Source organism: Kaistia sp. SLG-1 (assembly GCF_059699055.1).
On the sequence record NZ_AP048544.1, the window covers coordinates 1200351 to 1211190 of the forward strand.

The 10840-nt window shown below is 67.4% G+C and carries 11 protein-coding genes; 1 reads left to right on the forward strand and 10 read right to left on the reverse strand.

Annotated features, from left to right (window positions below; all coding sequences use genetic code 11):
• Nucleotides 1-38: 38 nt before the first annotated feature.
• Nucleotides 39-1295, forward strand: coding sequence for a M24 family metallopeptidase (locus AC6HZP_RS05300; protein WP_497525692.1), 1257 nt, complete (start codon nt 39-41; stop codon nt 1293-1295).
• Between the two features lie 12 nt (nt 1296-1307).
• On the opposite strand, the gene AC6HZP_RS05305 is transcribed toward AC6HZP_RS05300, so the two are convergent.
• From AC6HZP_RS05305 to uxuA, 10 genes are all read right to left on the reverse strand, one after another.
• Entirely contained in the window at nt 1308-1880 is a 573-nt protein-coding gene (locus AC6HZP_RS05305; RefSeq protein ID WP_201402592.1) for an NADPH-dependent FMN reductase, read from the reverse strand.
• A 120-nt stretch (nt 1881-2000) separates the two neighbouring features.
• Nucleotides 2001-2783 (reverse strand): GntR family transcriptional regulator, encoded by a 783-nt coding sequence (locus AC6HZP_RS05310; protein ID WP_201402593.1) that lies wholly within the window; start codon nt 2781-2783, stop codon nt 2001-2003.
• A 12-nt stretch (nt 2784-2795) separates the two neighbouring features.
• Nucleotides 2796-3686 (reverse strand): carbohydrate ABC transporter permease, encoded by an 891-nt coding sequence (locus tag AC6HZP_RS05315; protein WP_497525693.1) that lies wholly within the window; start codon nt 3684-3686, stop codon nt 2796-2798.
• Nucleotides 3687-3696: 10 nt separating this feature from the next.
• Nucleotides 3697-4644: a carbohydrate ABC transporter permease gene (locus AC6HZP_RS05320; protein ID WP_497525694.1), complete on the reverse strand. Its 948-nt coding sequence runs from the start codon at nt 4642-4644 to the stop codon at nt 3697-3699.
• Between the two features lie 69 nt (nt 4645-4713).
• Nucleotides 4714-5952, reverse strand: a complete 1239-nt coding sequence (locus tag AC6HZP_RS05325) for an ABC transporter substrate-binding protein (protein ID WP_497525695.1) — start codon at nt 5950-5952, stop codon at nt 4714-4716.
• Nucleotides 5953-5987: 35 nt separating this feature from the next.
• Nucleotides 5988-7094 (reverse strand): ABC transporter ATP-binding protein, encoded by a 1107-nt coding sequence (locus AC6HZP_RS05330; RefSeq protein WP_497525696.1) that lies wholly within the window; start codon nt 7092-7094, stop codon nt 5988-5990.
• A 4-nt stretch (nt 7095-7098) separates the two neighbouring features.
• Nucleotides 7099-7881 carry an SDR family NAD(P)-dependent oxidoreductase gene (locus AC6HZP_RS05335; RefSeq protein WP_497525697.1) on the reverse strand — a complete coding sequence of 261 codons (783 nt, stop codon included), beginning with the start codon at nt 7879-7881 and terminating at the stop codon, nt 7099-7101.
• Nucleotides 7882-7978: 97 nt separating this feature from the next.
• A complete protein-coding gene (eda, locus tag AC6HZP_RS05340) occupies nt 7979-8608 on the reverse strand; it encodes a bifunctional 4-hydroxy-2-oxoglutarate aldolase/2-dehydro-3-deoxy-phosphogluconate aldolase (protein WP_497525698.1) in 630 nt (209 codons plus the stop codon).
• Entirely contained in the window at nt 8605-9525 is a 921-nt protein-coding gene (locus AC6HZP_RS05345; protein ID WP_497525699.1) for a PfkB family carbohydrate kinase, read from the reverse strand. The genes eda and AC6HZP_RS05345 overlap by 4 nt, the downstream gene beginning before the upstream one ends.
• Nucleotides 9522-10727, reverse strand: a complete 1206-nt coding sequence (uxuA, locus tag AC6HZP_RS05350; RefSeq protein WP_497525700.1) for a mannonate dehydratase — start codon at nt 10725-10727, stop codon at nt 9522-9524. The genes AC6HZP_RS05345 and uxuA overlap by 4 nt, the downstream gene beginning before the upstream one ends.
• Nucleotides 10728-10840: the final 113 nt, after the last annotated feature.

Genomic DNA, 10840 nt, shown 5'->3' on the forward strand with positions numbered 1-10840 from the left:
CGGCCGGGCGACGCGCCCGGCCACGGAGAGAGACCACCATGTCCGATCTCGATCGCCGGCGCGCCAAGAGGCTGCTTGACGAACGCGGCCTCGACGCGCTGGTGCTGACCCAGCCGGAGAGCTTCTCCTATGCGACGGGCCTGCCGGCCGGCGTCGCCGCGATGTGGCGGCGCGCGGGCGGGGCGACGGCGCTGGTGCCCTCCGACCCGGATGCGCCGATCGGCGCCATCGTCGGCGACTTGAACGCCGACGCGCTGGCGCGACGCGCCCCGGCGCTCGACATCCGCACCCATCCGCTCTGGATCGATCTGGTCGACATCGGCGGTCTCGATCCGGCGGAGCCGGACACCGCCAAGCTGGTGACGGCGGGCTACCGGCGCGACAATGGCGGCTCCGACCGGTTTGCGCCCCGGCCGACGACGTTCCGCGCCGAGACGGCCTTCGCGGTGCTCGGCGAGATGCTGCGCGAGCGCGGGCTTGGCCGGGCGCGGATCGGCGTCGATCTCGAATTCATGCCGGCGGCCGATTTCGCCTCGTTGGGGGCGGCGCTGCCGGAGATCGACTGCGTCGACGGTTCGGAGGTGGTCCGGCGGCTGCGGGCGGTGAAATCGCCGCGCGAGCTCGACTGCATCCGCCGCGCCTGTGCGCTCTCCGACGCCGGCTTCCGCGCGCTCGTCGCCGGCATCCGCGCCGGCGATACGCCCAAGGACATGACGCGGCTCTGGCGCGACGGCGTGGCGGCGGAAGTCGCGCGGCGCGGCGAGACGGCCCTGACGGGCGTCTGGGACTACATGTCGGTCGGCCCCGATCCCTGGAGCGGCGGCGGCGAGGTCGTGCCGGGCGCGATCCTCAAGGCCGATGTCGGCTGCGTCGTCGACGGCTACAATTCGGATACGGCGCGCAGCTACGTGTTCGGCGAGCCTGACCGGATCGCCCGCGACGTCCATGCGGCGCTCGCCGATGCCTTCGAGGCGGGACTAGCGGCGATCCGGCCGGGAGCAAAGATGTCGGACGTGTTCGAGACCACGGTCGCTGCCATGCGCGCCGCCGGCTATCCCGGCTACCGGCGCGGCCATTTCGGCCATTCGATCGGCGCCAGCGTCGGCTCGGAGGAATGGCCCTTCTTCGCCGCCGACAGCGATTTCGTGCTGGAGCCGGGCATGGCGCTCGCTTTCGAGACGCCGTTCTACGGCAAGGGCATCGGCGCACTGACGATCGAGGACTCGCTCATCGTCACCGAGACGGGCGTCGAGATCCTGAACGATCTGCCGCGTGGGCTGGTTCGGCTCGGCTAATGCCGTCACACACTACGCGTCGCGCGGCAGCACCTGCATCACCCGCGCGACGAAGATGTGAAACGATTCCATGTAGTTGCGCAGGAAGGTCTCGGTCGATTCATCCGAGACCTCGCCGTCGTCGTTGATCAGGCCGGGCTTGAACTGGATATAGGCCTCCGGCGCGTTCATCTGCGGCGCGTTGCAGAAGGAGAGCACGCTGCGCAGGCTTTGCTGGGCGATCGCCGTGCCGATCGCGCCCGGCGAGGTGCCGATCACGGCGGACGGCTTGCGGGCGAAGGAATTGGTGCCATAGGGCCGGCTCGCCCAGTCGATGGCGTTCTTCAGCCCGCCGGGGATCGAGCGGTTGTATTCGGGCGTCACGAACAGCAGCGCGTCGTTCTCGGCGATCGCCGTCTTGAAGGCTCGTGCGACCGGCGGATAGTCCGCGTCATAGTCGTAGCTGTAGAGCGGCAGGTCGCGGAACGAGATCTCGGTGAATTTCAAATTCTCCGGCGAGAGCTTGATCAGCGCCTTGGAGAGCTTGCGGTTGATCGAATTGGTGGCGAGGCTGCCGACGAAATATCCGACCTGATAGGTTTTCATGATCCATCCCGTTTGAACGCCGCGCGGACGGGACCTCCGGTCCCCTCCCTCTAAAGAGGGCACCGCCGCGGCGTTTCAAGTCGGGGAGGGGCGGCGGACCGGGGCGCCGCCGGGGCCGGACTACACTGGCTCGCCCAGCTGGATCTCGCCCTCGAAGCGCTGGATGCGCGACGGTTCGGGCAGGCTGGAGGCCGAGAAATACTCCGGATAGCGCTCCTGCACCCGTCCGAGCACCGAGAAGATCCGGCGCAGATGGTTGCGCATCGCCTCCTCGGCGGCGTGGATGTCGCCCTTCTCGATCGCCGCCGCGATGGTCCGGTGCTGGTCGATGACGACGGCGACGCTGTCCATGCGCGGGAAGGTCAGATAGCGGAACCGGTCCATGTGCAGCTTGGCGGCGCTGATGTCGGCCCAGATGCCGGGGAAGCCGGCATAGGCGGCGATGTGCTGGTGGAACAGCTCGTCCGACTTGAAGAAGCGCGCGTCGTCCGAGATCGCCAGCAGCGTGTCCTGGATCGCCAGCTCGTCCTTCAGTTTCTGCACCAGCTCGTCGCGCTGGGGGCTCTCGATGGCGCGGGCGACGAGGCCGATCTCGAGCGCCTCGCGCAGGAACTGCGACTTGCGCAGATTGTCGAGGCGGAGCGGCGCGACGACGCTGCCGCGCTGCGCGTAGATGTCGATCAGCCCGAGGCTCGCAAGGCGGGCGAGCGCCTCGCGCACCGGAGTGCGGCTGACGCCGAGCGCCTCCGACATGCCCTTTTCCGAAATCAGCTCGAACGGCTTCAGGCGGAAGGCCATGATCTCGTCCAGGAGGACGTCGAAGGTTCGTTGCGCCACCGAGCCGGCCGGTGTGGTCTCGGGGTAGAAGGCCGAACTGGTGCGGGCTACGCGATCTCGCGCCATGGTCGGAATTCCCTAAAGGCTCTGCAGTTTCAAACCGTTCATGAAGTGCTTGCGCAGCAGCAGGAACAGCGCGACGCTGGGCAGGCTGGCGAGCAAGGTCGCCGTCATCACGACATTCGGCGTGGTGTTGGCGTAGCTGCCTTGTAGCACCATCAGGCCGTTCATGAGCGAGCGCGCTTCCTCGCGGCTGGTCAGCACCATGGAAAAGATAAGGTCGTTCCAGATCCAGGTGAACTGGATCAGGAAGAGGGTGGCCATCGGCGCCCAGCAATTCGGCAGGATGATCGAGCGGAAGATGCGGATTTCCGAGCAGCCGTCGATGCGCGCCGCCTCGTCCATCTCGCGCGGCAGGCCGGCCATGAAGTTGCGGAGCACCAGCACGGGGAAGGGGATGCAGACGGCGGTGTAGAACAGCATCATGCCGATGCGCGAGTTCGTCATGCCGAGCTTGTTGTAGCCCATGAAGAGCGGGATCAGGTACATCTGCAGCGGGAAGATGGTGCCCGAGAAGATCAGCATGAACCAGAAGCCCTTGCCGGGAAACTCGATGCGCGTCAGCCCGTAGGACGCCAGCGCCGCGATGAAGATCGCCGCGCCGCCGCCGACCAGGCCGTAGAGCAGCGAGTTCAGCATGCCGGAGCCCATCTTGGCCTTCGACCACGCCTCGGAGATGTTCTCGAACACGGGCGTGATCGAGGTCGGCAGCGACAGCGGATGGCCGAGGCCGTATTCCGCGTTGGTTTTGAAGATCGAGATTGCGAGATAGTAGAACGGCGTGATCCAGGCCAGCGCCAGGATCGCGGTGATCGCGAACAGCAGGATCCGCTGCGTGCGCGCCTGGTCGTTGCGGCGGGCGATGGCGTCGAAGTCGAGCGTCGCGAGGTCGAAGGTGGTTACGGACATCTTGTGATCCTCAGCGCTTGTCGAGACGGTGCTGGAGCGCGCCGAGCGACCAGGAGATGCTCATCGCGATGATGCCGAGGACGACGGCGATCGCCGCGCCATAGGCCCAGGAGCCGGCCCGGAACGATTCCCAGTACTGGTTGACCGAGAGCGTCAGGGTCGAGCGGTTGGGGAAGTCGCGGCCCATCACCCAGACGAGATCGAACGAGGTGAAGCCGGCGAGCACCGAGACGGTGGTGACCATGATCAGCGTCGGCATCAGGAGCGGCAGCACGATGTGGCGGAAGACCTGGCTGCGCGAGGCGCCGTCGACCTTGGCGGCTTCCATCGGCTCGCTCGGCAGCGCGTTGAGGCCGATCAGGAGCAGCACCATCATCAGGCCGACCTGCTGCCAGACATGGGTGACGATCATGGCGGGCGTGGCGAGATGCGTTTCGTAGAGCCAGCGGTTGGCGAGGTCGCCGAGGCCGATGGCGCGCAGCCCCGAATTGACGATGCCCTCATTCGCATAGACGTAGTACCAGACGACGCCGACGGCGGTGGCCGAGAACATGCGCGGCAGGAAGAAGATCGACTTGAAGGTCTCCTCGCCCTTGACGCCGCGCACCAGCATGGCGAGCGACAGGCCGATGGTTGCCGGCAGGACGAAGGAGACGGCGACCCAGATCATTGTGTTGATCGTGGCGTCGAAGAATTTCGGATTGGAAGCGAGACGCTGGTAGTTGGCGAAGCCGGCGTACTGGTTGAGGCCCGAGAACTTCGCCCACTGCGTCATCGACGCGTAGAGATTGAACACTACCGGCAGCAGCAGGAAGATCGCCACGAAGGCGATCGCCGGCGCCATGAAGGCGAGCGCGGTCCAGAGCCGCTTGCGGGCGCGACGCCGCTCGGCCGCGATCATCGCGTCGATCGAAGGCGCGCCGGGCGGCAGGGCAAAGGCTGGTTGTGGCTGCTTCATCTCTCGTCTCCCGCGCAGGAATTGCACCCGGCAGGGCCGCGCTGGGCGGTCCTGCCGGGGATCGTCGGATTACTGGTGGTTGGCCCAGTACTGCGAGGCGATCGCCTCGATATTGGCCATGGCCTTGTCGGCCGCTTCCGGCGACGGATTGGTCATGAAGCGGTTGAACTCCTCGACCGCCGGCAGGACGATCTCGGACGGCGAGGCTTCCCAGTAGCGCGTGACGGAGTTGTACTTGCCGTCGGTCGCGATCTTGGCGATGTCGGTGATGATCGTGTTCGGCGTCTTCGCCTTCAGATTGCCGGCATAGAGGCCGGGATCGGTCGCCCAGCTGTTCATGGCGTTCTCGCTCATGTACCAGTCGGCGAACTTGGCGACGTCGGGGTTCTCGAGGCCCGCCTTGGTGATGACGATCGGCGCGCCTTCGACGATGACATTGTTCGGCAGCGACGGATCGACATTCGGCATGATGAAGGCGCCGAAATCGGTGCCGGCCTTCATGCCGCCCTTCTCGACCAGGCCGATGATCCAGTCACCGAACAGGTACATCGCGCCCTTGCCGCGGGCGAAATCAAGCGGCTCTTCCTGGCTGGTCGGATCCGTGAAGTAGCCCTTGGCGTAGAAGTCGTTCCAGATCTTGAAGACGTTCCTGACCGGCTCGTCGGTGTATTTGAGCTTGCCCTGGTTGAGGGCCGCATAGGCGTCTGGATTGGTCCTGAGCAGCAGTTCCTGGAACCAGACGAAGCCGCGCCAGCCGTCCTGGATGCTGGCGTTGAACGGGGTGATGCCGGCGGCCTTCAGCTTGTCGGCGGCGGCGATCAGCTCCTCCCAGGTCGCCGGCGGATTGGCGATGCCGGCCTTCTCGAACTGCGCCTTGTTGTAGAGCACGATCCAGCGGTTCAGGCCCGTCGGCATGCCGTAGATGTGGCCGTCGACCGTGAAGGGCGCGGCGCTCGAGGCGTCATATTCGCCCGACGCGATCTTCTTAGCCCAGAGGTCGTCGAGCGGGGCGAGCTGGCCGCTGTCGACGATTTCCTTCAGCTTGGTGCCGTTCCACCAGGTGAAGGCCTGCGGCGCGTCGCCCGACATCAGGCTCGACTGGATGTAGGCCTGGAACTGGTCGGTGGCGTAGGCGCTGAAATTGAGGTCGATGCCGTCTTTCTTCGCCGTCGCCGTCAGGCCGTCCCAGCCGGACTGGTAGAACGGCTTGTCGTGGAAGACGGTGACGGGATCGGCGGAAGCCGCCGCCGTTGCAAAGGTCATGCCCAGGGCCGCCGCGGCCAGGAGCTTCGTCAATCTGTTCTGCATGGCTCTCCTCCAGAGTTTTTGCTTGGTTCAGACGTTCAGGATCTGCGCAGCGTGCGGCCGGTATCCGCATCGAAGAGATGCAGCCGCTCCCTGTTCAGCAGGAAGGTCAGGGTCTCGCCCTCGGCGACGGGACGCGGGCGCTGCATGCGGCTGGTCACGTCGGCGCCGGCGAATTCGGCGAAGATCAGCGTCTCGTTGCCGAGCGACTCGGTCAGGTTGACCTTCGCCTCGAAGCGATGGGCGCGCTCGGGCGGCATGCCGTGCCCGTCCGGCACGATGTCCTCGGAGCGGATGCCGACCGAAACCGGGCGGCCCTCCGCCGGCACGTCGAAGGCGGCGCCGTCGATGGCGATCGTCGTGCCTCCGTCAAGCGCGATGGCAGGCTGGCCGTCGGCGGTGCGGGCCGAGCGGGCGGGCAGGATGTTCATGGCGGGCGAGCCGATGAACTGGCCGACGAACTGGGTCGCCGGGCGCTCGAACACGTCGAGCGGCGCGCCGGCCTGCTCGATCAGCCCGTCGCGCATGATGACGATCTTGTCGGCCATGGTCATGGCCTCGATCTGGTCGTGCGTGACGTAGATCGCGGTGGTGCCGAGGCGCTGGTGCAGGCGCTTGATCTCGACGCGCATGGCGCTGCGCAGTTGCGCATCCAGATTGGACAGCGGCTCGTCGAACAGGAACACCTTGGGCTCGCGGATGATGGCGCGGCCCATGGCGACGCGCTGGCGCTGGCCGCCCGAAAGCGCCGAGGTGCGACGATCGAGATAATCGGTCAGGCGCAGGATGTCGGCGGCGTGGCGGACGCGGCGGTCGATTTCATCCCGCGGCACCTTCGCGACCTTCAGCGCGAAGGCCATGTTCTCGTAGACGGTCATATGCGGATAGAGCGCATAGGACTGGAACACCATGGCGATGCCGCGATCGCGCGAGGCGACGTCGTTGACGCGGCGGCCGCCGATGCTGATGTCGCCATGCGAGACGCTCTCAAGCCCGGCGATCATGCGGAGCGTCGTCGACTTGCCGCAGCCGGACGGCCCGACAAAGGCGACGAAGCTGCCGGCCTCGATCTCCAGGTCGATGCCTTTGACGGCGACCTGGCGGCCATAGACCTTGACGAGTTCGCGGAGGGTTACGTTGGACAATGGCTTAATCCTTGCGCGGCGAGCCGCCGATCCTGGACAGGAGGCCGCCATCGACGCGGACGACCTCGCCGGTGACGAAGGAGGCGGCGTTCGAGCCGAGGAAGGCGACGACTTCGGCGACTTCTTCCGGCCGCGCCGTGCGGCCGAGCGGATGCATGCCGTCGAGGACGCGCCAGAGCGCGGCGGGGTTTTCGTTGAGCGCCACGGCATCGCGCAGCATCGGCGTGTTGACCGCGCCGGGGGCGACCGCGTTGACCCTGACGCCGAGTGGCGCATAGTCGACGGCCATGGATTTCGTCATGCCGATCAGGCCGTGCTTGGCGACGGAATAGGCGAGCACGCCCTCCTGGCTCGCGAGGCCCTGCGCCGACGACATCAGCACGATGGCGCCGTGGCTCTCGCGCAGCATCGGCATCGCGGCCTGCGAGATCAGGTAGGCGGCCTTCAGGTTGACGTTCATCACCTCGTCCCAGAGCGCCTCGTCGGTCGTCTCGACGGTGCCGTAGCGCTGGATGCCGGCATTGTGGGAGAGGAGGTCGAGCCCGCCGAGCTTCTCCCGGGCGACCGAGGCCGCCTGTTCGCAGACGGCCTTGTCGGCGACCGAGCCGATGACGGTGTGAACGTCGGAACCCTGCGCCCTGAGCTCCGCCGCGAGCGCTTCGAGCGGCTCGGCGGCGAGATCGAGCAGGACCATGGCGGCCTTGTCGCGGGCGAGCCTTTCGGCGACCGCGCGGCCGATGCCCATGGCGGCGCCTGTGACGAGCGCGCGTTGTGCCTGTGCCGACATGCGGCTTCTCCCTCTCTGTAGGCTCGTCCGACTACCATGGCAGCCTTATGAGCCTGTCTCCCTGTCGGGACCGGCCATCGCTGGCCGGCCGGTTGTCTCAGCCGCGCGCCGCGCGGATCGCCTGAAGCGACGCCGCCATGCGGTCGCGGATGCTGTCGCTCGGTCCTTCCGCGTACATCCACGATCCGCCGACCGAGGTGATGTTGCGGAGCTTGCCGTAGCCGGCGAGATGCGCCGGCTGGATCTTGCCGCTCGGCATGAACGTGGCGGAGGTGAAGATGTTGGCGAAATCGGCGAGCACCACCGTGCCGCCGGCCGGCTCGGACGGATAGAACTTCAGCAGATCGAAGCCGGACGCCTGCGCCGCCATGACCTCGCTCGCCGTCTGCACGCCGGGCACCAGCGCGATCGGGCCCGCCCTGGCGTGATCGCAGACGGCGGGCAGGAAGCCGGGGCTGATGGTGAACTCAGCGCCGGCGTCGACAGCGGCGTCATAATGCGCTGTCGTCAGGATCGTGCCGGCGCCGACGAGGAGCTCCGGAAAGCGCTTGCGGCAGGCCTCGATGGCGGCGAGCGCCGCCTCGCTGCGGAGCACGATCTCGATCGCCTCGGCGCCGCCCTCGGCCAGCTCTTCGGTGAGCTGCAGCACGAAATCGACCGAGCGCGGCTGCACGATCGGCAGGATCGCGGCCTGGCGCAGCTTCGGTTCGAGGCGGTCCGGCGTCATCGGGCGAGCTCTCCATCCAGCATGGCGAGCGTCTCCGCCCGGTTGGGCGCGCCGAGGCGCCCACCGAACGTCAGGCATTTGAGCGCCGCGGCGGCGCTGGCGAAGCGGATCGTGCGCTCCATGTCCCAGCCTTCCGCGAGGCCGACGGCGAAGCTGCCATGGAAGACGTCGCCGGCCGCCAGCGTATCGACCGGCGTGATCTCGGGCGCCTTGGTGTGGCGCACGGCGTTGGTCGCCATGTCGAGCCAGAACGTTCCGGCGCCGCCGGCAGTCACCGCGACGAAGACGCCGGTGCGCGCATGAAGCGCCTGGACGGCCTCGGGGCCGGCGATCTCGTCGCCGCAGAGAATGGCGGCGGCGGGTTCGGAGGCGACGATATGGGTGGCGAAGGGGAGGAGGCTCTCCAGCACTGGCCTTGCCGCGACGTCGACATCGAGAATGGCGGGAATGCCGGCGTTGCGCGCCGCCCGCAGCGCCATCGCGGCGGCGCCCGGCCAGCGCACGTCCGTCAGGACCGCGTCGAAACCGGAGATGTCAAAGGGGAGGGCATCCGGCACGGTGGTGGCGCGCGGGTCATAGAACGGCACGATCATCCGCTCGCCGGCCGCGTCGACCAGAATGGTGGCGATCGCTGAGCGGGCGCCGGCAACGCGGCGCACGCCCGAGCAGTCGATGCCTTCCGCCACGAGTTCGGCGATCAGTTCCCCGCCCAGCATGTCGTCGCCGACGCTGGCCCAGAGCGAGACATCCGCCCCCTGGCGCTTCGCCGCCGTGGCGGCGCTCGACGCCATGCCGGCCGCGTTCTGCACGGCCTCGAGGGGAATGAACTTGCCCGGCCCGCGCGGCAGCTCGTCGAGCCGATAGATCGTATCCTGAGTCAGCGCGCCGACGCAGAGGATGCGGGGAGGGCGGCTCACTGCAGCGCCAGCCTGTAGCCGCGCTGATGCGCGAGCGTGGTCATGATGCCGCGAAGCTCGGCGAGGCCGCGCAGGCGGCCGATCACCGGATAGCCCGGATGGGTCGGCCGCGTGACGTCGTCGATCAGGTCGTGACCGTGGTCGGGCCGGAACGGGATCAGCGCGTTGGGCAGGCCTTCGGCGCGCCGGCGCTGTTCCTCTTCCATGATCACGCTCACCACCGCGACCATGTCGACGTCGCCGCCGAGGTGATCCGCCTCCATGAACGAGCCGTCCGGTTCCTTGGTGACATTGCGCAGATGGGTGAAGAAGATCTTGTCGGCGAAGCGCCTGGCGATCGCCGGCACGTCGTTGGCGGGATTGGCGCCGAGCGAGCCCGAGCAGAGCGTCAGGCCGTTCGACGGCGACGGCACGGCGTTCAGGATGAAGTCGATGTCGTCGGCGTTCTTGACGATGCGCGACAGGCCCATGATGTCGCGCGGCGGGTCGTCCGGATGGATCGCCATCACCACGCCGGCCTCTTCCGCCGCCGGCAGCACGTTCTCGAGGAACTGCACCAGATTTGCCCGCAGCTTCGCGTGGTTCATCTCGGCCTGCTCGGCCAGGATGTCGCGCAGCTCCTCGATGCCGTAGCGTTTGAAGGCGCCCGGCAGGCCGGCCATGATGTTGGCGAGCAGCTTGGTCTTCGCTTCCGGCGGCGTCGTGTCCATCCACTCGCTCGCCCGCTGCAGCACGTCCTGGTGATAGTCGCGCTCGGCGCCCGGCCGCTGCAGGACGTGGCAATCGAACGCTGCGACCTCATGCATGTTGCACTTCAGCGCGCGGGCGCCGCCCGGCAGCTCGACGGCGAGGTCGGTGCGGGTCCAGTCGAGCACGGTCATGAAATTGTAGCAGACGGTGCGGATGCCGGCCTGGCCGAGATTGCGCAGCGTCTGGCTGAAATTGCCGTAGAGCCGGTCGAGGTCGCCGCGGCCGAGCTTGATGTCGTCATGCATCGGCACACTCTCAACGACGCTCCATTTCAGGCCCATCGACGTGTCGGCCTCGATGATCGCCTTGCGTTCGAGGATCGCTTCCAGCGGCCAGACTTCGCCATAGGGGATCTCGTGCAGCGCACTGACGATCCCGGTCGCGCCCGCCTGGCGGGCGTGGGCGAGCGTCGCCGCATCCTTCGGTCCGAACCAGCGCCAGGTCTGTTCCATTCAATCCATCCCGCATCTGCGATTGCATCCGGCCCGCGCCGTCTGTCGACGCCGTCCCTCGGCCGGAACCAGCTTGCCCCAAGCCCGATCGCTTCTAGAGGTCGGCTACCATG

What these genes read in the sequence shown, in the direction of transcription:
- AC6HZP_RS05335 (WP_497525697.1), bottom strand. Translation starts at nt 7,881, where the DNA reads ATGTCGGCACAGGCACAACGCGCGCTCGTCACAGGCGCCGCCATGGGC.
- AC6HZP_RS05300 (WP_497525692.1), top strand. Translation starts at nt 39, where the DNA reads ATGTCCGATCTCGATCGCCGGCGCGCCAAGAGGCTGCTTGACGAACGC.
- AC6HZP_RS05315 (WP_497525693.1), bottom strand. Translation starts at nt 3,686, where the DNA reads ATGTCCGTAACCACCTTCGACCTCGCGACGCTCGACTTCGACGCCATC.
- AC6HZP_RS05320 (WP_497525694.1), bottom strand. Translation starts at nt 4,644, where the DNA reads ATGAAGCAGCCACAACCAGCCTTTGCCCTGCCGCCCGGCGCGCCTTCG.
- AC6HZP_RS05305 (WP_201402592.1), bottom strand. Translation starts at nt 1,880, where the DNA reads ATGAAAACCTATCAGGTCGGATATTTCGTCGGCAGCCTCGCCACCAAT.
- AC6HZP_RS05325 (WP_497525695.1), bottom strand. Translation starts at nt 5,952, where the DNA reads ATGCAGAACAGATTGACGAAGCTCCTGGCCGCGGCGGCCCTGGGCATG.
- AC6HZP_RS05310 (WP_201402593.1), bottom strand. Translation starts at nt 2,783, where the DNA reads ATGGCGCGAGATCGCGTAGCCCGCACCAGTTCGGCCTTCTACCCCGAG.
- uxuA (WP_497525700.1), bottom strand. Translation starts at nt 10,727, where the DNA reads ATGGAACAGACCTGGCGCTGGTTCGGACCGAAGGATGCGGCGACGCTC.
- eda (WP_497525698.1), bottom strand. Translation starts at nt 8,608, where the DNA reads ATGACGCCGGACCGCCTCGAACCGAAGCTGCGCCAGGCCGCGATCCTG.